The following is a 19,057-nucleotide window of genomic DNA, read 5'->3' on the forward strand; positions in this document are numbered from 1 at the left end:
CTCCTCTCGGTGGATGGTTCAGCGGGCGCGGATGCGCGGATCGACGAGCGGGGCGACGAGGTCGGCGACGAGATTGCCGAGGACGATGGCCAGCGCCGAGACCAGCGTCACGCCCATGATGATCGGAATGTCGACCTGCTGGATCGCCTGCCAGGCGAGCTGGCCGATGCCGGGCCAGCCATAGACCGCCTCGACCACCACGACGCCGCCCATGAACTGGCCGATGTCGATGCCGATCATGGCGATGATCGGCAGGAGGGCGTTGGGCAGGGCGTGGCGCAGCACGACCCGGGGCGCCGACAGGCCCTTGGCGTTGGCGGTGCGGATATAGTCCTGGGCGAGCACGTCGATCATGGCCGAGCGGACCATGCGGGCATACCAGCCGGCGCCGAGCACGCCGAGGGTCAGGGCCGGCAGCACCACGTGGGCCGGCGTGCCGAAGCCGCTCATCGGAAACCAGCCGAGCGTCGCGGCGAAGACATAGAGCAGGAGCAGCGCCACCACGAATTGCGGGGCGGAGACGCCGACGAAGGACAGCATCATCACGGCGCGGTCGATCGGTCCGTCGCGGCGCACCGCCGCGATCACGCCGAAGACCAGGCCGAGCGCCACCTCCACCGCGATGCCGGCGGCCATCAGGATCAGCGTCGCCGGCAGCCGGGCCGCGATCAGGGCCGCGACCTCGGTCTTCTGGGTGTAGGAGCGGCCGAGGTCGCCCTGCGCCAGGCCCGCGAGGTAGTGCCAGAACTGCAGGGGCAGCGGCAGGTCGAGCCCGAGCTCGTGGCGAACATTGGCGACGGTCTGCGGCGTGGCGCTGCGGCCGGCGATCAGCACCGCCGGATCGGCCGGCAGCGCATAGAGCAGGAGGAAGGTGATCGCCGCCACGCCGAGCAGGATCAGGACCGACTGGGCCAGCCGGCGGGCGAGGAGCGCTGCCATCAGCCCCTCCCGCGCTGGGTCGGGTCGAGCAGGTCGCGCAGCGCGTCCCCGACCAGGTTGAAGGCGAGCGCGGTCAGGAGGATCAGCGCGCCGGGGAAGAACACCAGCCAGGGCGCCGACTGGAAATAGCTCTGGCTCTCGAAGATGATGTTGCCCCAGGAGGGCTGCGGCGGCTGCACGCCGATGCCGAGGAAGGACAGCGTCGCCTCGAGCAGCACGGTGGTGGCGATGCCGAGCGTGCCCCAGACGATGGCGGTCGGCACGAGGTGCGGCGCGATGTGCCGCAGGAGGATGCGGCCATGGCCGGCGCCCAGCGCCCGCTCGGCCAGGATGAAGTCGCGCTCCACCAGGCCGCGCGTCTCGGTATAGGCGATGCGCGCCACCTGCACCCAGTTTACCAGGGCGATGACCAGCGCCACGATCCACAGGCTCGGCCGCAGCAGCGCGGCGAGCACGATGGCGAGCAGCAGCGCGGGAAAGGCCATCATCAGGTCGGTGAAGCGCATCAGGAGATTGCCGACGAGGCCGGAGAAATAGCCCGCGAGGATGCCGACCACGAGGCCGATCAGCACCGCCGTGCCGTTGGCGACGAGGCCGATGACCAGCGAGGTGCGGGCGCCGAACAGGAGACGGGACAGGAGGTCTCGGCCGAGCGTGTCGGTGCCGAGCGGGAACTGCGCCGAGGGCGGCAGCGGCGAGCCCTCCAGCGACAGGCCGTCGAACATCTGGTTGTCCGGGGCATAGGGCGCGAGCAGGGGGGCGAGGAGCGCCGCGAGCACCACCAGGGCGATGACGGCGAGGCCGAAGGCCAGGGACGGCCGGCGCCACAGCACGGCGAGGCGCGCCATCATCCCGCCTCCGGCAGCGGCAGCTGGCCGGCGACGATGCCGGCCGCCACGTGCTCCAGGGTCATGCGCCGGCGCATGGCGGTCCGGCGCAGGCAGCGATAGGCCGCATCCTCGTCGAGGCCCTGCGCCGCCATGATCGCCTTCACGGCGCCGTGCACCACCGGCCGCAGCCGCAGCCGCTCCTCGAGGATGGCGGCGCGCCGGCGCGCGGCCTGGCGCTCGGCATGGATGCTGGCCGCCAGCACCAGGGCAGGATAGACGGCCGAGGCCACCACCGGCTTGGCGATGAAGGCGCCGGCGCCCTGGTCGATCGCCCAGGCGATGCGGCCGGGTGCTTCCGAGCCGAGCAGGGCGACGACCGGCGCCGGCGCCTCGCCCGGCTGCCACGGCAGCAGCCCATCCCAGCCCTGGTCGGCGTCGACCAGCACCAGGTCGAAGGCGGCATGGCGCCGGAGCGGCGTCCAGCGCACGTCCGCCTCGATGCCGAGCAGGGCGAGCTGGCGCACCAGGCGCTCCACGCCATCGTCCGGGCGATGCAGGACCGCGGCGCGCCAGCCGGCGAAGGACGGGGTGGCGCTCACGAGACCACCCTCAGATGCGGGGCGGCGCGGGCCGGGCGGCTGCCGCTGAGATAGGGATCGGCGGCAATGGCCGGGCGGGAGGCGATGATGTCGAAGCCGCCGTCGTCGTTGATGCGCCCGAGGTGGAATGGCAGCGCTGCATGGTTGGTGCGCGCATCGATGCGCAGCAGGCCCTGCACCGTGGCATGCGGGGCGCGGGTGATGGCGCCGCGCACCGCCACCGGATCGTCGTCGCCGAGCTGCACGATCGCCTCGACGCAGAGCCGCACCGCGGTATAGGCGCCGGCGAAGAAGCTGGAGATCTGGCGCTGCCCGCCCCAGCGCCGGGCGACCGCCGCCTTGAAGGCGAGGTTCTCCGGCGTCGCCAGGCTGCCGAAATAGCATGCTGTCGCGAGATGGCCGGTGGCGACGCCGGGGCCGATCTCGCCAAGCTCGCATTCCGTGAGGTCGCAGCTGACGATCGGGCAGGCCTCGGGCCGGAAGGCAGCATCGCGCGCGGCGAGCGCCTGCATCGCCGCGAAGAAGGCGTAGCTCGCGGGCCCGATCAGGTTGTTGAGAATGAAATCCGGGCGCCGGCGCTCGATGTCGGCGACGAGCCGCGCCACGTCGGTCTCCTCCAGCGGCAGGCAGCGCTCGCCGAGGACCTCGCCGCCGGCTGCCAGGAGCAGCTCGCGGGCGAGGCGGTTCATCTCCCAGCCCCAGACATAGTTGGCGCCGGCGAGGTAGGCGCGTCCGCCGTGGCGCGGCACGAGGTGCTCGAACAGCGGCAGCAGGTGCTGGTTCGGGCAGGCGCCGGTGTAGATGACGCTCTCGTTGGCCTCGAAGCCTTCATAGGGGCACATGTACCACAAAAGCCCGTCGTGCTTCTCCACCAGGGGCAGCAGGTCCTTGCGGGCGGCCGAGGTGATCGTGCCGATGATGTGGCGGCAGCCCTGCTCGCGCAGCATGGCGCGGGCGAGCTCGATATAGCGCGCCGGCTCGCCCGCCGGGTCGGCGAAGACCGGCTCGACCGCGACGCCCGCCGCCGTCAGCTCCTCCATGGCGAATTCGGCGCCGTCGCGGCAGTCCCGGCCGATGGCCCCGTAGGGACCCCGGGTCGAATAGAGAATGCCGATGCGGGCGGCGCTCATGAGCCCTCGAAACGCAAAAACCCCACGACGCCGCTCCGCCTGAGGCGGTGCATCGTGGGGCGCTGTTGCCCTCAGGAGCGTCTCGCGGCTTCAGCCACGAGACGCTCCTTCAATTTAAAAGCATAAGCAGGTTGGAGAGAACCTGCTGGGCCTGGCGGCCGATGTCAGAGACGAGCGGGCATGATCCATGCCCATTCCATGGGCATGATTAGAGCACGAGCACGCCCGGGGCTGTCAATGGCTTTTTGCGCTGCGGCGCACCGGGGGTCAGGGCGCGGGCAGGACCTCCCTGGTGCGCCCGACCAGTCGGTAGACCAGGAGGCCCAGCCATTCATGCGCGGCGGTGTCGGTCATGGTCAGGCCGGCGGCCGCCGAGGTGACCGGGCGGCGCAGGTCGGCCGGCCGGGTGCGGTAGTCGACGGGATAGGGTAGGACCGGGAACTTCACCGCGCGGAACGAGGCGACGGCCCGGGGCATGGCATAGGCCGAGGTGACCAGCAGCCAGGTCTCGCCGGCCTTGGGCTTGGCCGCGGCGAGGCTCTCGACGGCGTTCTCCCAGGTCGTGCGCGAGCGCTCCTCCACCTCGATCCGCGCCGCGGGAATGCCCAGGACGACGAGCAGGCGGCGGACGGTCTCCGATTCGCTGAGGCCCTGGGCGGACGGGGTGATGCCGCCGGACAGGATGATGCGCGCATTGGGATAGCGCCGCGCCAGCGCCGCGGTGGCGTAGATCCGTTCCGAATCGTCGTTGAGCGCCACGCTGTTGCGGTCGGCGGTGATATGGGTGTCGACGGCGCCGCCGAGCATGACGACGCCCGTGACCTCGCCCGGCAGGGTCGGCACCGGAAACCGGTCCTCCAGCGGCATCAGCACGGCCGGGCCGAGCGGCGTCCAGCCGGCGAGGACCAGCGCCGTGGCGGCAAGGCCGAGCAACCAGGCCGCGCCACGCCGGCGCCCGAGCACCAGGGCGAAGAGCCCGAGCACGGCGAGGAAGACGATCAGGTTGGAGGGCTGGAGGGCCGCTTCCACCAGTTTCGACGCGAAGAAAAGCATGCGGGCGTCCTGTGGGAGAGCCACACCCTAGACGGGATTCGTGAAAGCCGTCCTCAAGGCGCTCGGAAAACCTCCTCAGCGCCGCCCTACCGCATGGTGGCGCCTGTCCTTGATCGCGGCGATGGCCGCTTCCCGGATGCGAAGGACGAATGCTTTCGAGTAGGAATAGCGGATGACGAGGCCCGATTGTGGCTCAATCATCCTTTCCGCCATCCAGCGGTGCCGACAGGCCCTGGACATAGTCGTCCGCTTCCCCGGCCAGGAGGTCATCGGCATGAACGGCGCGCTGGACGCCGCGCCCCTTCAATCGGTCGTAGTCCTCCGCCGTGAGCAGGACGAATTTGCGCTTGCCCCGGCTGGTGATGTCCACCGGCCCGCGGAAGGCCGCCTCGGTCACTTCGCCCGATTTGTTGCCGAGGTCGGTCAGGGTATAGGTCTTCATGGCCGGGTGCCCTCAATGTCCCTGAATTAGCTGAAATGGCTAATTCAGGCAAGTGTTTTCACGGCTTGCCGGCGGTCCCGGCGGTTTGCCCGGCGCGGCCTCCGTGCTATCGACCGCCGACCTTCCACACGGCCCGAGGCGTCTTGGCATCCCTGTTCGATCTTCTTCGTCTGACGCGGGCCGGCTGGATGCTGGCGCGCGAAGGCGCTCTCGGCCTCGCCGAGGTGGCGGAGCTGCCCGGCCCGGCGCGCCTCGCCATCCGGCTCGGCCGCGTCATCGAGCGGCGCGGCGTCTCCGGCGGCAAGGGGCTGGCGCGGGCGTTGACCCGCCTCGGCCCGTCCTGGGTCAAGCTCGGACAGTTCCTGGCGACGCGCCCGGACGTGGTCGGCATCGCCGTCGCGCGCGACCTGGAGACGTTGCAGGACCGCATGGCGCCCTTCCCCCAGGAGGTGGCGGTCGCCGAGATCGAGAAGGCGCTGGGCGGGCCGCTCGCCAGCTTGTTCGCCGAGCTGTCGACGCCCGTGGCCGCCGCCTCGGTGGCGCAGGTGCACAAGGCGACGGTCCGCGACGAGGCCGGCGAACGTTTCGTCGCCGTCAAGGTGCTGCGCCCGGGCATCGCGCGGCGCTTCCGCCGCGACCTCTCCACCTTCTACTTCGCCGCCCGGATGATCGAGCGGCTCGACCCGCGCTCGCGGCGGCTGCGGCCGGTGGAGGTGGTCGACACCCTGGCGCGCACCACCGCCTTCGAGATGGACTTCCGGCTCGAGGCGGCGGCGCTGTCGGAGATGGCGGAGAACATCACCGCCGACCCGGACTTCCGCATCCCGGCGCCCGACTGGAACCGCACCGCCCGCACCGTGCTGACGCTGGAATGGATCGATGGCCGGCCGCTCTCCGACGTGCCCGGCCTGGCCGCCGCCGGCCTCGACCTCAAGGACCTCGGGCGCATCATCATCCAGTCCTTCCTGCGCCACGCCATCCGCGACGGCTTCTTCCATGCCGACATGCACCAGGGCAACCTGATGATCGACGCCGAGGGCAAGCTCGTCGCCGTCGACTTCGGCATCATGGGCCGGGCCGGGCTGAAGGAGCGCCGCTTCCTGGCCGAGATCCTGCACGGCTTCATCACCCGCAATTACCGGCGCGTCGCGGAGGTGCATTTCGAAGCCGGCTATGTTCCCGGCACCTATTCCGTCGACGACTTCGCCCAGGCCATCCGCGCCATCGGCGAGCCGATCCACCAGAAGCGCGCCGACGAGATCTCGATGGCCAAGCTCCTGACGCTCCTGTTCGAGGTCACCGAGCTGTTCGACATGAAGACGCGGCCCGAGCTGATCCTGCTGCAGAAGACCATGGTGGTGGTGGAAGGCGTCGCCCGCACCCTCGACCCCAAGCTCGACATGTGGTCGACCGCCGATCCGGTGGTGCGCGAATGGATCGAGCGCCATCTCGGGCCGGCCGGCAGGCTGGGCGACCTCGGTACCGGCACGATGCAGGCGGCCAAGGCCTTCTCCGGCCTGCCGGCGCTCCTCGCCCGGACCCAGGGCCTGGCCGAGCGGTTGGAGAGCGCAGCCGAGCGCGGCTTCACCCTCGACCCTGCGAGCGTCGAGGCGATCGGCCGCGCCGAGGCCCGCCGGGCGCGCTGGGGCAACCGGGCGCTCTGGGTGATCGCCGCCGCGCTGGTGGTTCTGGCCTGGCGCCTCGCCTGACCTGCGCCCTCAGCCGCGGGCGGGTTTTGCCGTCGGCGGCTGATGCAGGGCGGTCAGCTCGACATGGTGCTGGCCCGCGGCGAGGCCGAACGCCGCCTCCGCGGCCGCGGCGAGCTCGGGGAGATAGGATTCGAGCCGGCGCCGCGCCACGGCGCGCATCGCCTCGGGCAGGTCGGCCGGGCGGCCCGCCGTGCCCAGCCGGCGCAGCTCGGCCGGGCTGCAGCCGAAGCGGCGGCGGAAGCGATGGAAGAACACCGAGGGGTTGCCGACGCCCCGCTCGTCCATGATGCGCCCGAGCGGCGCCGATGTGGTCAGGAGGTCCTCGACCACGCCGTCGATCCGGACGTTCTGGGCATAGTCGCGGAAGCTGAGCCCGGTATGGGCCCGGAACAGCCGCGAGAGATGGCTGAGGCTGACATGCTCGGCCCGCGCGATCTCGCCCAGCGCCGGCGCGCGCCCGGGGCGGGCGAGGCCGTGCATGATGCGCAGGATGCGCTCGCGGCTCTCGGCCCGCACCGGGCCGCCGGAATGCGCGATCGGGTCGAAGGGCAGCATCCGGTAGATGTAGCAGCTCAGGGCGGTGGCCATGGTCGCGCGCACCAGCGCATCCTCCGGCCGGCGCGTGTCGTGCAGGATCATCCGGGCGATGAAGGCCTTCATCGGCAGCACGACCTTCCGGAACGGCTTGCCGTGCAGGAAGCTCTTGCAGCGATAGGCCCGCTCGGCGAAGCCCGGCAGGCCGAGGCGCTGGACATGCTCGGCGTCGAGATGGACGCCCGCGATCAGCGTGTCGTCCGAGAGCGACATCGAATTGTGCGGCACGTCGGCGTTGATGATCATCAGGTCGTCCGCATGCATGAGGCAGACGCGCCCGTCCACCACCAGCCGGGCCGTGCCTTGCAGCACGAACAGGATCTCCATCTCGCGGTGCCAGTGGAAGGGGATGTCGCGGGCGCCGTGCAGGAACGGCTTCGAGCGGGAGGCGCCGTCGAGGTCGAGCGTCTGGAAGCCATAGCCCGGGCTGCCTCCGCCGCCGTCGAATTCCGCCGAGCCCAACCTGGCGTCCATTCGTCCCTCCCGGCCGAATATCAAAAAGTGACGTTCCGAATGCACGAATACCGCATCTAGCGAGGGGCCTGGAAACAGGCTAGCGTCGCCTCAGTCTCCCGGTGGTCAGAAGGTCTATCTTCAATGACTTCGATAACCGAGGCGCGTATGAGTTGTATAACAGCGTCTGACAAAGATTGAAACAGGCAATCGTCAAGGATTGTCGGCCGATCCAGGGGTGCTCTCCGTGTGGGATATAGACGATAGCGACTTCAAGTCTCTTGTCGGAGAGATGACGTTTGCGGAGAAGATCTCATTGCTCTCCGGAAACGGCCTATGGAGGACCGCGGCCAACTATCGCCTGAATATCCCGGAAATCGTCATGACCGACGGGACCTACGGTGTGCGCTACTCCATCGAGCAGATCGAGGGGATCAACGACGATCGTACCAACCTCGAGCAATTCCTGGCGGTGGTGAACCGCCGCGCCGACCACACCGTGGCCACCGAGTTCGGCTCGACCAAGCCGGCGACCTGCTTTCCCAACGGCTCGTCCTTCGCCTGCGCCTGGGACGTCGACCTCGCCCACAGGCTGGGCGCGGCGCTGGCGGGGGAATGCCAGGCCTTCGGCGTCAACCTGCTGCTCGGGCCCGGCATCAACATCCGCCGCACCCCGCTCGCCGGCCGCGCTTACGAATATTATGCCGAGGACCCGCTCCTGACCGGCGAGATCGCCGCCGGCGTCATCAACGGGCTGCAGGACGGCGGCGTCGGCGCCTCGCTCAAGCATTTCGCCTGCAACAATTCCGAGGTGCAGCGCACGACCATGAGCTCGGAGGTCGACGAGCGGGCGCTGCGCGAGATCTACCTGGCGGGCTTCGAGCGGGCGATCGCCAAGAGCCGGCCCTGGACGGTGATGAGCTCCTACAACCGCCTCAACGGCGTCCAGGCGGCGGAGAACCACTGGCTTCTCACCAAGGTGCTGCGCGAGGACTGGCACTATGACGGCGTGGTCGTGTCCGACTGGCACGGCATCAAGGATCGTCCGGCTTCGCTCCTCGCCGGCAACGATCTCGACATGCCCGAGAGCGCCGCGCGCAAGCGCCAGCTCGCCGAGGCGGTCGAGGCCGGTCGGGTGCCGATGGCGGCGCTCGACCGCTCCTGTGCCCGCGTCCTCGGTCTGGTCCGGCGCGCCAAGGCGGGAGAGATCGCCGATGCGAGCTGCGACTTCGCCGCGCATCATGCGCTGGCGCGGGCGATGGCGGCCGACTCGATCGTCCTGCTCAGGAACGAGAACGGGGCGCTGCCGCTGAAGCCCGGCCTCGTCAGCATCGCCGTGGTCGGCGACGGCGCGATCGAGCCGGTGATCCAGGGCTCGGGCTGCGCCACCACCTCCCCGACCTTCGTCGACCGTCCGCTCGACGAGATCCGGGTCCTGGCCGGACCCGGCACCCGCGTCGACCATTTCCCGGTGCAGGGCGCCGATGCGGCGGCCACGGCCGCGCTCGCCGGGCAGGCGGTCGCCGGCAGCGCCGGAGCCGACGCCGTCATCGTCTTCGCCAACACCGAATACGGCTATGACGGCGAGGGCTCGGACCGGACCCATCTCAACCTCGCCCCCGGTCAGGACGCGCTGATCGCGTCGATCGCCCGCGCCAACCCGAACACGATCGTGGTGCTGGCCTCGCCGGACGCGGTGGAGATGCCGTGGCTCGCCGAGGTCGGCGGCGTGCTCGCCACCTTCTTCGCCGGCCAGGGCATGGGCGGGGCGGTGGCCGCGATCCTGTTCGGGCGGCACAACCCCTGCGGCAAGCTCACCGTGACCTTCCCGGCCCGGCTGGAGGACACGCCCGCCTTCCTGCACTATCCCGGCGAGAACGACCGGCACGCCTATGCCGAGGGCCTGTTCGTCGGCTACCGCTATTATGACCGCCGGCGCATCGCCCCGCTGTTCCCCTTCGGCTTCGGGCTGAGCTATGCCAGGTTCGCCTATGCCGGCCTGGAGCTCGACCGCGCCAGCCTCGACGAGGCCGACACGCTCACCGTCCGCTTTTCCCTGACCAATACGGGGACGATGGCCGGCAAGGAGATCTGCCAGGTCTATGGCCGGCCGATCAGGCCGCGCCTCGCCCGGCCGGAGCGCGAGCTCAAGGGCTTCGCCAAGGTCGAGCTGCAGCCCGGCGAGACGAAGACGGTGGAGATCGCCGTCAGCGCCCGGGACCTGCGCTATTTCGATCCGGAGCATCGGCGCTGGCTGCTCGACGGTGGTCCGTTCGGCATCGAGGTCGGGGCCTCCTCGCGCGACATCCGCCTCGCCGGCGAGGTCGTCTGCGCGTCGCCGCGCCTGCCGGCCCGCCGGCTCAGCGTCGAGAGCCCGCCCTTCATGATCCTGGAGGATCCGGTCGGGCGCGGGACGCTGCATGCCTTCTTCCGCAAGCGCCTCGGCCTGGACGAGGCCGGCGCCGACCAGCTCATCGCCTATTGCAGCTCGTCCTTCCTCGGCATCCACAACACCATCTCCTGGTTCGCCGGGGAGACGATCCCGCGCGGCGAGATCGAGGCGGTGATCGACGCCATCAACGAGGCGAACGGCTGGACCGTCCGGCCCGACGCGGCCGCCTGAACCGGCGGAGAGAAGCCCGGCCCCGCAGGCCCGCGCGGGGAGGGGCGGCAGACAAGAAGAACGGGCAACCAGACGGAGAGCGAACGATGGACGAGATGCATCGCATGCCATGGGGTGCCACGACACGCCGCAGCTTCATCCGCGGCGCCGCCGCGGCCATGGCCGTCACGGCGCTGCCGCGCCGCGTCGCGGCCGCCGGCCGTACCCTGGTCGTGGCCAACTGGAAGGGCTACGGCTCCGACCTCGACTGGGCGATCGCCGACTTCAAGGCCAAGACCGGCGCCGAGGTGACGCATCAATATTTCGGCTCGGAGCAGGAACTGCTGCAGCTCCTCGCCAATGGCGGCGTCGGGCAGGTCGACGTCGCCCTGCCCAACCTCATGTACATCAAGCCGGCGATCGACCAGGGGCTGGTCCAGCCGCTGGATACCGCCAGGATCCCGAGCTACGGCAAGGTCAGCCCCGCCTTGCGCCAGGCGGTCGCGGCCGCCGACGGCAAGGTCTATTCCGTGCCCTTCGTCTGGGGCACCAACGATCTCTTCTACAACGCCAGCGCGATCGCCGAGAAGCTCGACAGCTGGAAGGCCCTCTGGGACCCCAAGTACAAGGGACAGATCGCCTGGGTCGACGATCCCACCGCGGCGGTGTTCATCGCGGCCCTGGCGTTGGGGCAGGACCCCTACAACCCCAATCTCGACGACGTGCGCAAGGCGCTGATCGACCTCAAGGCCAACATGAAGCTGATCTACGGATCGGCGGACGACGTCATCAAGTCCTATCTCAACAAGTCGGTGACGGCCGGGCAGATCTGGTCCGACACCGCGCTCAAGATCCGCGTCCAGGACGCCAGCATCGTCTCGCTCGCCCCCAAGGAGGGCAGCATCGGCTGGCTCGACAATTGGGCGATCGTCAAGGATGCGCCCAACCCCGACCTCGCCTATGCGTGGATCGAGTTCATGACCAGCCCGGCTTTCCAGGTGCGCTGGGCCACGGACCCGGACGGCGGCTCGCCGGTGCCCTCCAACGCCGACAGCATCGCCGGGCTCGACGCCAAGACGCGCGAGCGCCTCGATGCGCGGCCCGAGCGGCTCGACCATGCCGTGATGCAGAAGGATGTGCCGCAGGACAAGCTGACGGACTGGCTGGAGCTGTGGCAGACCGTCAAGGCGAGCTGACGCGGGGAGGCGGGCGATGAGCATGACCCTGCCGCATCCCGGGACGGCGCGCCGGCTCGGCCTTGCCCGGCTCCGGCCGGCGCCTGCCGCGATGCATGTCGCGGCCGCGCCTGCCATCCTGCTGCTGGTGCTGATGGTGCTGGCGCCGATGGCGATGCTGGCGGTCCAGAGCTTCTCCGGACCGGGCGAGGCCTTCCCCTCGCTGGCCACGGTCTCGCGGCTGTTCCGGACCGACCTCTACGGGCGCGTCCTCGCCAAGTCGATCCTGTTCTCGCTCGAGGTGACGGCGGTCACCATCGCCGTCGGCTGGCCGGCGGCCTGGGCGCTGGCGCGCCATGTGCCGACGCGCTGGCAGCCGGTGATCCTCGCCTCGCTGATCGTGCCGTTCCTCACCTCCTACCTCCTCCTGATCTACGGCATGCTGGTGCTGCTCGCCCCGGGCGGCCCGGTGGCGTGGCTGTCGCAGGCGCTCGGGTTCGGCGAGGCCGGCGCGGCGCTGCTCTATTCGCCGGCCGCCACCTTCCTGATGCTGGTGAACGAGAGCCTCGGCTTCGTCATCATCGTGCTCTACGTCGCGGCCCAGGGCGTGCGCGAGGACCAGATCGAGGCGGTGCAGAGCCTCGGCGGCCGACGCTGGCAGGTGTTCCGGCACGCGGTCTGGCCGGCCTCGCAGCCGAGCCTGGTGACGGCCGCCATCCTCACCTTCGTGCCGACCGCGGGCATCTTCGCCGAATCCCAGATCCTGGGCGGACCCGGCAACCAGCTGATCGGCAACGTCATCAGCGACCAGATCGCCGTGATGGGCGACATGCGGTTCGGGGCGGCGCTGTCGCTGATGCTGCTGGTCTCGATCGCGGCGGTCGCCGCGGCCATCCTCGCCGTGCCGGCGGCATGGCGCATCGGCAGGGCGGCGATCCGGAGAGCCCTGCCATGATCGGAACGCGCCGCCGCACCCGCCTGACGCCCTGGCTGCTGCGCCTGTGGCTCGGCCTGGTGCTGATGTTCAGCTTTGCCCCGCTCTTGGCGGTGGCGGTGCTGTCGTTCAACCGTTCGCGCTACGGCACGCTGCCTTTCGAGTTCACGCTCTCCTGGTACGATCAGCTCTTCGCCGAGCGCGATCTCCTGCGCTCCACCCTCTGGAACCTGGAGCTCTCGGCGGCGGTCGGCCTGGCGGCGGCGCTGCTCGGCCCGCCGCTGGCGATCTGGCTGCGCCGGGCGCCGCGCTGGGCCAGCCTGCCGATCCGGGCCAGCCTGCTCGGCGCCATCACCGTGCCCTGGCTGCTGCTCGCCGTCGGCATGCTCCTGGTGCTGCGCCAGATCGGCATCGGCCGCAGCATCGTCTCGATGTTCCTGGCGTGCCTGGCGGTGTCGCTGCCCTATGTCGTGCTGCTGGTCCAGGCGCGCCTGGCGGCGCTCGATCCGGCGATCGAGCAGGCGGCGCAGTCGCTCGGCGCCCCGCCGCTCGCCGTGTTCCTGCGCGTCACCCTGCCGCTGATCGCCTCCGCCGTCGGCGCCGGCGGCTTCATGGCGTTCATCACCTGCTTCAACAACTTCATCGTCCAGTACTTCATGGCCCCGATCGGGTTCCGGACGCTGCCGCTGGAGATCTATACGATGGTCAAGATGGGCTACAAGCCGGACATCAACGCGCTCGGCACCATCCTGGTCGCCGCTTCGATCCTCCTCGTCGTGCTGCTGCAGCGTCTCACCGGCAATGCCGGGCGGGTGCTGACGATGACGGCGACCGACGGATCCGGAAAGGCTTGAGACATGGCCGACATCACCCTCACGCGCCTCTCCAAGGCCTATGGTCCGCTGACCGTCCTCGATGCGGTGAGCCTCGCGGTGCCGGACGGCTGCTTCTGCGCTCTTCTCGGGCCGTCCGGCTCGGGCAAGACCAGCCTGCTGCGCGCCATTGCCGGCTTCGTCGAGCCCGATGCCGGCACGGTGGCGATCGGCGGGCGCGACGTCACCGCGATGCCGCCCTACCAGCGCGACGTCGGCATCGTGTTCCAGAGCTACGCGCTGTTCCCGCATCTCAGCGTGTTCGACAATGTCGCCTTCGGCCTGAGGATGCGGCGGCTCGGGGCCGAGGAGATCGCCGGGCGGGTCGGCCGCATGCTGGCGCTGGTCGGCATGGAGGCGCTGGCGCAGCGCAAGCCGGCGCAGCTCTCCGGCGGCCAGCAGCAGCGCGTCGCCCTCGCGCGCGCCCTGGTGATCCGGCCCAAGGTGCTGCTGCTCGACGAGCCGCTGAGCGCGCTCGACCGCAAGATCCGCGAGGAGATGCGCGACGAGATCAAGCGGCTGCACCGCGAGACCGGCATCACCACCATCATGGTCACCCACGACCAGGAGGAGGCGATCGACCTCGCCGACGAGCTGGTGCTGATGCACGACGGCGCCATCCACCAGCGCGGCGCGCCTGATGAGATCTACCACCATCCCGCCAGCCGCTTCGTGGCGGATTTCATGGGCGGGCGCCCGCTGCCGCCGGGCGTGCTGGAGCAGCGCGCCGGCATGCCGCTGCTGCGGATCGAGGGGCTGGAGATCGCGCTCGCCGGGTCGCCGCCGGCCGTGTCCGGCGCGGCCGTGCAGGCGGTGGTGCAGCCCGAATATGTCCGCGTCCGGGCCATGCCGAAGGGCGAGCCCGGCACGGGGCTCGTCGGCCGGGTGCGGGCGGTGAGCGTCTTCGGCGCGGTGGCGCGCGCCGATGTGGACGTCGCCGGCGTGGTGCTGCCGGCGCTGATGTTCTCGGGCGATGTCCGGGCCATCGCGGTCGACGACCTCGTCGCCGTCGCGATCGATCCGGCCGGCATCCACTGCTTCGCCTGAGCGGCATCTTCATGCCATCGGCCTCGTCTTCGACGGGTGCCGAGCTGGCGGCGCCGAGGCCCTGCATGGGCCCGGCCATCGCGATCAGGCGAAGATCTCGCCGATGCGGCCCGCGCCGCGGCCCTTGGGCGAGAGGCCGAAGCGGTTGGCGCCGGGCGTGCCGTCGAGGATGCCGAGCTCGACGAAGCTCCACAGGCTGGCGAGAATGCCGACAAAGGGGATCGCGCCGAGAAGGCCCCAGAGGAGAAGCCACCAGCCCGACTTGTCGCGGTCGTGGCAGCGCTTGACGCCGATCGCCAGGGACGGCCAGAGCGTCAGCACTCCCAGGCCGACGGCCAGCATCTTGAAGTCGGCCCTCGGATCGACCGCGCGGCCGGTCAGCCTTGCGGTGACGATCACGCTGATGGAGAAGACGGCGGTGAGCCCTATCAGCGACAGGTAGTACAGCCAATAGTCCTTGCGGGTGATCCGCCCCTGAAAGCCGAACAGCTTCTCCAGCAACGTCATTGCGCGCCCCTTGCCTCGACCCGCTCCGGACCGAGCATGACGCAGGGGCATTAAGGAATCGCGGCCGGCAATGGTGAAGATTTCGACAATTCGCCGGCGCATCTGCCGTGCCGCGACGTCGCGGCACGGCCCACGGCCCCTCAGGTGAAGGCTTCGGCGACAAGGTCGCCGCCGAGGCCCTTGGGCGAGAGGCCGAAGCGGTTCGGACCCTGGGTGCCGTCGAGGAAGCCGAGTTCGACCAGGCACCACAGGCTGGCGAGGATGCCGACATAGGGGATGGCGCTCAGGACCATCCAGAGCAGCATCCACCAGCCGGATTTGTTGCGGTCGTGGCAGCGCTTGACGCTGATGGCGAGCGAGGGCCAGATCTGGGCGATCACGACGATGGCGGCAAGAACCAAGCCACCCGTCGACAGGCCGTCGTTGCGGAGGCTGCGGCTGGATCCGGCGATGGCCAGGAAGAGCACGAGCAGGATGCCCCACAGGGCGAGCGTGTAGAACCAATAGTCCTTGCGCGTCACGCGTCCCTGAAAGCTGAACAGCTTTTCCTGCATCGTCATGTTGCGTCCCCGTCCGATGGGATCCCGACCTGCTCTGTCGAAGTCGGTCAAGGAAGGCAGATTTCGGCAGTTGCGGCAGTCATCCCGGAAACACCATCCGTCCGCTCGGCCTTTCGTCCCTTCGGGGCGTGGCGCACGCGGCCCGGCCCCGCACGAGGTCAGGTGAAGGCTTCGCTGATCTGGTCCGAGCTCAGGCCTTTCGGCGAAGGGCCGAAGCGGTTCGCGCCCTGCGTGCCGTCGAGAAATCCGAGCTCGACGAGGTACCACAGACCGGAGAGAAGGCCGAGATAGGGAACAGGGCTCAGAATCGCCCAGAGCAGCATCCACCATCCCGACTTGCCTCGGTCGTGGCAGCGCTTGACGTTGATCGCCACGGACGGCCAGATCTGGACGACACAGAGGAGGCTGAACGCGATCATCGCACTCGACCACCAGTGGGCTTCGCCTGTCCGGCCCTCCTCGCTCCAGCCGAAGACGAAGACCGCCAGGGGGCCGAGCAGGCCCCACAAGACCAGATGGTAGACCCAGTAATCCTGGCGTGTCACCCGCCCGCGAAAGCTGAACAGCTTGTCCTGCAGCGTCATCCCGCCCATCGGATGTCCCCAATCCGGTTTCCCCAAGGGCAGGATAGGGAGGTCGGTGCGAGAGTCAAACGCTCCCCCCAACCGAGAGGCGAGGGGGGCCTGCCGTCGTTCCTCCCCGGTGCCGGGGCGGATCCCGCGCGGGAGCAGGGCCGCAAAGCGACCGCTACAGCCCCTCTTCGATCTCGCCCTCCAGGTGCCCCCTGGCGCGCAGCAGCTTGATCACCGCCTCGGCGGCGGCCTCCGAGCCGGTCTCGGCGGTGCGGATGACGAGCTCGGCGTCGGCGGGGCGCTCGTAGGGGCTGTCGATGCCGGTGAAGTTCCGGATCTGGCCGGCGAGAGCCTTGGCATAGAGGCCCTTGGGGTCGCGCTTGATGCAGTCCTCCAGCGGGGTGTCGACGAAGACCTCGATGAACTCGTCCGCCTCGACCATGCCGCGCACCAGGCTGCGCTCGGCCTCGAAGGGCGAGATGAAGGAGCACAGCACGATGGTGCCGCTCTCCACGAACAGCTTGGCTACCTCGCCGACGCGCCGGATGTTCTCCACCCGGTCGGCGTCGGTGAAGCCGAGGTCCTTGTTGAGGCCGTGGCGCATGTTGTCGCCGTCGAGCAGCATGGTGTGGTGGCCGACGGCGGCCAGGCGCTTCTCGACGATGTTGGCGATGGTCGACTTGCCGGAGCCGGAGAGGCCGGTGAACCACAGGATCGCCGGCTTCTGGTGCTTGAGGCGGGCCCGCGCCGCCTTGTCGACCGACTGGGCCTGGCGGTGCACGTTGGTGGCCCGGCGCAGGGCGACGTCGATCATGCCCGCCGCCGCCGTCTGGTTGGTGGTGCGGTCGATCAGGATGAAGGCGCCGGTCTCCCGGTTGTCGCGATAGGGATCGAAGGCGACGGGCACGGCGGTGGCGACGTTGACGACGCCGATCTCGTTGAGAACGAGCGTGCGCGCCGCCAGCTTCTCCTGGGTGTTGACGTCGATCTTGTGGGCGATGCCGGTGACGGTGGCCGGCACGAACTTGGTGCCGATGCGCATCATGTAGGAGCGGCCCGGCAGCATCGCCTCCTCCGCCATCCAGATCAGGTGGGCGGCGAACTGGTCGGCCACCTCGGGCCGTTCGGCCGGGCGGGCGAAGACGTCGCCGCGCGCGGCGTCGATCTCGTCCGCCAGGGTCAGGGTCACGGCCTCGCCGGCGCGCGCCTCGTCGAGGTCGCCGTCGGCGGTGACGATGCGGGTTACGGTGGAGGATTTGCCGGACGAGGCGACGACAATCGTATCGCCCGGCCGGATCGAGCCGGAGGCGATCGTGCCGGCAAAGCCGCGGAAGTCGAGATTGGGCCGATTGACCCATTGCACCGCCAGGCGGAACGGCTTCCTCGCCGCGTCGCTCTCGATGTCGACGCTCTCCAGATGCTCGATCAGGCTGGGGCCGTGATACCAGCTCATGTTGCCCGAGCGGGCCGAGACATTGTCGCCGTAGCGCGCCGACATCGGGATCGGCTGGATCGAGGAGAAGCCGAGGTTGGCGGCGAAGGTGGTGAAGTCGGCGACGATGCGCTCGAACACCGCCCGGTCGTGGCCGGTGAGGTCGATCTTGTTGACCGCCACGACGATGTGGCGGATGCCGAGCAGCGAGCAGATGGTGGCATGGCGCTTGGTCTGCACCAGCACGCCCTTGCGCGCGTCGATCATCAGCACGGCGAGGTCGGCGGTGGAGGCGCCGGTCGCCATGTTGCGGGTATATTGCTCGTGGCCGGGCGTGTCGGCGACGATGAAGGAGCGCCGGGCAGTGGAGAAGAAGCGATAGGCGACGTCGATGGTGATGCCCTGCTCGCGCTCGGCCTCGAGGCCGTCGACCAGGAGCGCGAAGTCGATGTCCTCGCCGGTGGTGCCGTGGCGCCTGGAATCCTTTTCCAGCGTTGCCAGCTGGTCCTCGAAGATCAGCTTGGAATCATAGAGCAGCCGCCCGATCAGCGTGGACTTGCCGTCGTCGACGGAACCGCAGGTCAGGAAGCGCAGCAGCCCCTTTTCCCGCGGCTTCAGCATCTCGGCGAGGGAGGGTTGGATGGTCATCAGAAATAGCCCTCGCGCTTCTTCTTCTCCATCGAGGCGGCTTCGTCGCTGTCGATGAGGCGGCCCTGGCGCTCGGAGGTGCGGGCGGTGAGCATCTCGCGCACGATATCCTCCACCGTGGCGGCGTCGCTGTCGATGGCGCCCGACAGGGGATAGCAGCCGAGCGTGCGGAAGCGGACCATGCGCATCTCCGGCACCTCGCCGGGCTCGAGCGGCAGGCGCTCGTCGTCGACCATCAGCATGGTGCCGGAGCGGAACACCACCGGCCGCTTCTTGGCCAGGTACAGCGGCACCAGCGGGATGTTCTCCTCCAGGATGTACTGCCAGATGTCGAGCTCGGTCCAGTTCGACAACGGGAACACCCGGATCGATTCCCCCTGCCGGATGCGGGTGTTGTAGAGCGACCACAGCTCCGGGCGCTGGTTGCGCGGGTCCCAGGCGTGGTTGGCGGTGCGGAAGGAGAAGATGCGCTCCTTGGCGCGGCTCTTCTCCTCGTCGCGCCGCGCCCCGCCGAAGGCGGCGTCGAACTTGTACTTGTCGAGCGCCTGGCGCAGGCCTTCGGTCTTCATCACCTGGGTGTGCAGGGCCGAGCCCGAGGCGATCGGGTTGATGCCGCGGGCGAGGCCGTCCTGGTTGACGTGCACGATCAGGTCGAGCCCGAAGCGCTCGGCTATTTGATCGCGGAAGGCGATCATGTCCTTGAACTTCCAGGTCGTGTCGACGTGGAGCAGCGGGAAGGGCAGCCGGGCGGGATAGAACGCCTTCAGGGCGAGATGCAGCATCACGCCGGAATCCTTGCCGATGGAATAGAGCATCACCGGGTTGGAGAACTCGGCCGCGACCTCGCGGATGATCGCAATCGACTCGGCCTCGAGCCGCTTGAGATGGGGAGAGAGCGTGCGTGTCATCAGGATCTTTTCACAGGCGAAGTCGCATCGCCTCGGAGATTGCCATTTAGA

General features: G+C 69.5%; 18 protein-coding genes. 6 read left to right on the top strand and 12 right to left on the bottom strand.

Annotated features, from left to right (window positions below; genetic code table 11):
- Window positions 1-18 precede the first annotated feature (18 nt).
- The 6 genes from QO011_RS16520 to QO011_RS16545 form a co-directional block, all read right to left on the bottom strand.
- Window positions 19-939, bottom strand: coding sequence for an ABC transporter permease (locus tag QO011_RS16520; protein ID WP_307274061.1), 921 nt, complete (start codon window positions 937-939; stop codon window positions 19-21).
- Window positions 939-1,787: an ABC transporter permease gene (locus QO011_RS16525; protein WP_307274063.1), complete on the bottom strand. Its 849-nt coding sequence runs from the start codon at window positions 1,785-1,787 to the stop codon at window positions 939-941. The genes QO011_RS16520 and QO011_RS16525 overlap by 1 nt, the downstream gene beginning before the upstream one ends.
- Window positions 1,787-2,368, bottom strand: a complete 582-nt coding sequence (locus QO011_RS16530) for an ANTAR domain-containing response regulator (protein WP_307274066.1) — start codon at window positions 2,366-2,368, stop codon at window positions 1,787-1,789. The genes QO011_RS16525 and QO011_RS16530 overlap by 1 nt, the downstream gene beginning before the upstream one ends.
- The gene (locus tag QO011_RS16535; RefSeq protein ID WP_307274070.1) at window positions 2,365-3,498 is read right to left on the bottom strand and encodes a transporter substrate-binding domain-containing protein; all 1,134 of its coding nucleotides are present in this window, start codon (window positions 3,496-3,498) and stop codon (window positions 2,365-2,367) included. Before QO011_RS16535 ends, QO011_RS16530 begins: the two co-directional genes overlap by 4 nt.
- 267 nt (window positions 3,499-3,765) lie before the next feature.
- The gene (locus QO011_RS16540; protein ID WP_307274073.1) at window positions 3,766-4,551 is read right to left on the bottom strand and encodes a YdcF family protein; all 786 of its coding nucleotides are present in this window, start codon (window positions 4,549-4,551) and stop codon (window positions 3,766-3,768) included.
- A 193-nt stretch (window positions 4,552-4,744) separates the two neighbouring features.
- On the bottom strand, window positions 4,745-4,993 hold the full coding sequence (locus QO011_RS16545) for a type II toxin-antitoxin system Phd/YefM family antitoxin (protein WP_307274076.1): 249 nt from the start codon (window positions 4,991-4,993) through the stop codon (window positions 4,745-4,747).
- A gap of 35 nt (window positions 4,994-5,028) precedes the next feature.
- Here QO011_RS16545 and ubiB point away from each other — a divergent pair, with 35 nt between their 5' ends.
- The gene (gene ubiB / locus QO011_RS16550; RefSeq protein ID WP_370881967.1) at window positions 5,029-6,702 is read left to right on the top strand and encodes a 2-polyprenylphenol 6-hydroxylase; all 1,674 of its coding nucleotides are present in this window, start codon (window positions 5,029-5,031) and stop codon (window positions 6,700-6,702) included.
- 9 nt (window positions 6,703-6,711) lie between these two features.
- Here ubiB and QO011_RS16555 read toward each other — a convergent pair whose 3' ends face one another.
- Entirely contained in the window at window positions 6,712-7,770 is a 1,059-nt protein-coding gene (locus QO011_RS16555; protein WP_307274081.1) for a helix-turn-helix domain-containing protein, read from the bottom strand.
- Window positions 7,771-8,131: 361 nt separating this feature from the next.
- Here QO011_RS16555 and QO011_RS16560 point away from each other — a divergent pair, with 361 nt between their 5' ends.
- The 5 genes from QO011_RS16560 to QO011_RS16580 all read left to right on the top strand — a co-directional run bounded on the left by QO011_RS16560 (window position 8,132) and on the right by QO011_RS16580 (window position 14,379).
- Entirely contained in the window at window positions 8,132-10,372 is a 2,241-nt protein-coding gene (locus QO011_RS16560) for a beta-glucosidase family protein (RefSeq protein ID WP_307274083.1), read from the top strand.
- Between the two features lie 86 nt (window positions 10,373-10,458).
- Entirely contained in the window at window positions 10,459-11,547 is a 1,089-nt protein-coding gene (locus tag QO011_RS16565; protein ID WP_307274086.1) for an ABC transporter substrate-binding protein, read from the top strand.
- Between the two features lie 16 nt (window positions 11,548-11,563).
- Entirely contained in the window at window positions 11,564-12,481 is a 918-nt protein-coding gene (locus QO011_RS16570) for an ABC transporter permease (RefSeq protein ID WP_307274089.1), read from the top strand.
- Window positions 12,478-13,314, top strand: coding sequence for an ABC transporter permease (locus QO011_RS16575; RefSeq protein ID WP_307274090.1), 837 nt, complete (start codon window positions 12,478-12,480; stop codon window positions 13,312-13,314). The genes QO011_RS16570 and QO011_RS16575 overlap by 4 nt, the downstream gene beginning before the upstream one ends.
- Before the next feature lie 3 nt (window positions 13,315-13,317).
- A complete protein-coding gene (locus QO011_RS16580; protein WP_307274092.1) occupies window positions 13,318-14,379 on the top strand; it encodes an ABC transporter ATP-binding protein in 1,062 nt (353 codons plus the stop codon).
- Window positions 14,380-14,463: 84 nt separating this feature from the next.
- On the opposite strand, the gene QO011_RS16585 is transcribed toward QO011_RS16580, so the two are convergent.
- The 5 genes from QO011_RS16585 to cysD form a co-directional block, all read right to left on the bottom strand.
- Window positions 14,464-14,886: a DUF805 domain-containing protein gene (locus QO011_RS16585; RefSeq protein ID WP_307274096.1), complete on the bottom strand. Its 423-nt coding sequence runs from the start codon at window positions 14,884-14,886 to the stop codon at window positions 14,464-14,466.
- A 140-nt stretch (window positions 14,887-15,026) separates the two neighbouring features.
- A complete protein-coding gene (locus QO011_RS16590) occupies window positions 15,027-15,446 on the bottom strand; it encodes a DUF805 domain-containing protein (RefSeq protein ID WP_307274098.1) in 420 nt (139 codons plus the stop codon).
- 158 nt (window positions 15,447-15,604) lie between these two features.
- Window positions 15,605-16,039, bottom strand: coding sequence for a DUF805 domain-containing protein (locus tag QO011_RS16595; RefSeq protein ID WP_307274101.1), 435 nt, complete (start codon window positions 16,037-16,039; stop codon window positions 15,605-15,607).
- Between the two features lie 154 nt (window positions 16,040-16,193).
- A complete protein-coding gene (gene cysN / locus QO011_RS16600; RefSeq protein ID WP_307274105.1) occupies window positions 16,194-18,098 on the bottom strand; it encodes a sulfate adenylyltransferase subunit CysN in 1,905 nt (634 codons plus the stop codon).
- Window positions 18,098-19,006 (bottom strand): sulfate adenylyltransferase subunit CysD, encoded by a 909-nt coding sequence (gene cysD / locus QO011_RS16605; RefSeq protein WP_307274108.1) that lies wholly within the window; start codon window positions 19,004-19,006, stop codon window positions 18,098-18,100. The genes cysN and cysD overlap by 1 nt, the downstream gene beginning before the upstream one ends.
- Between the last annotated feature and the right edge of the window lie 51 nt (window positions 19,007-19,057).

Origin of the sequence: Labrys wisconsinensis, assembly GCF_030814995.1 — a bacterium.
GTDB classification, from domain to species: domain Bacteria; phylum Pseudomonadota; class Alphaproteobacteria; order Rhizobiales; family Labraceae; genus Labrys; species Labrys wisconsinensis.

What these genes read in the sequence shown, in the direction of transcription:
- QO011_RS16555 (WP_307274081.1), bottom strand. Translation starts at nt 7,770, where the DNA reads ATGGACGCCAGGTTGGGCTCGGCGGAATTCGACGGCGGCGGAGGCAGC.
- QO011_RS16585 (WP_307274096.1), bottom strand. Translation starts at nt 14,886, where the DNA reads ATGACGTTGCTGGAGAAGCTGTTCGGCTTTCAGGGGCGGATCACCCGC.
- QO011_RS16570 (WP_307274089.1), top strand. Translation starts at nt 11,564, where the DNA reads ATGAGCATGACCCTGCCGCATCCCGGGACGGCGCGCCGGCTCGGCCTT.
- QO011_RS16565 (WP_307274086.1), top strand. Translation starts at nt 10,459, where the DNA reads ATGGACGAGATGCATCGCATGCCATGGGGTGCCACGACACGCCGCAGC.
- cysD (WP_307274108.1), bottom strand. Translation starts at nt 19,006, where the DNA reads ATGACACGCACGCTCTCTCCCCATCTCAAGCGGCTCGAGGCCGAGTCG.
- QO011_RS16520 (WP_307274061.1), bottom strand. Translation starts at nt 939, where the DNA reads ATGGCAGCGCTCCTCGCCCGCCGGCTGGCCCAGTCGGTCCTGATCCTG.
- QO011_RS16575 (WP_307274090.1), top strand. Translation starts at nt 12,478, where the DNA reads ATGATCGGAACGCGCCGCCGCACCCGCCTGACGCCCTGGCTGCTGCGC.
- ubiB (WP_370881967.1), top strand. Translation starts at nt 5,029, where the DNA reads ATGGCTAATTCAGGCAAGTGTTTTCACGGCTTGCCGGCGGTCCCGGCG.
- QO011_RS16525 (WP_307274063.1), bottom strand. Translation starts at nt 1,787, where the DNA reads ATGGCGCGCCTCGCCGTGCTGTGGCGCCGGCCGTCCCTGGCCTTCGGC.
- QO011_RS16540 (WP_307274073.1), bottom strand. Translation starts at nt 4,551, where the DNA reads ATGCTTTTCTTCGCGTCGAAACTGGTGGAAGCGGCCCTCCAGCCCTCC.
- cysN (WP_307274105.1), bottom strand. Translation starts at nt 18,098, where the DNA reads ATGACCATCCAACCCTCCCTCGCCGAGATGCTGAAGCCGCGGGAAAAG.
- QO011_RS16580 (WP_307274092.1), top strand. Translation starts at nt 13,318, where the DNA reads ATGGCCGACATCACCCTCACGCGCCTCTCCAAGGCCTATGGTCCGCTG.
- QO011_RS16590 (WP_307274098.1), bottom strand. Translation starts at nt 15,446, where the DNA reads ATGACGATGCAGGAAAAGCTGTTCAGCTTTCAGGGACGCGTGACGCGC.
- QO011_RS16595 (WP_307274101.1), bottom strand. Translation starts at nt 16,039, where the DNA reads ATGGGCGGGATGACGCTGCAGGACAAGCTGTTCAGCTTTCGCGGGCGG.
- QO011_RS16560 (WP_307274083.1), top strand. Translation starts at nt 8,132, where the DNA reads ATGACCGACGGGACCTACGGTGTGCGCTACTCCATCGAGCAGATCGAG.
- QO011_RS16545 (WP_307274076.1), bottom strand. Translation starts at nt 4,993, where the DNA reads ATGAAGACCTATACCCTGACCGACCTCGGCAACAAATCGGGCGAAGTG.
- QO011_RS16535 (WP_307274070.1), bottom strand. Translation starts at nt 3,498, where the DNA reads ATGAGCGCCGCCCGCATCGGCATTCTCTATTCGACCCGGGGTCCCTAC.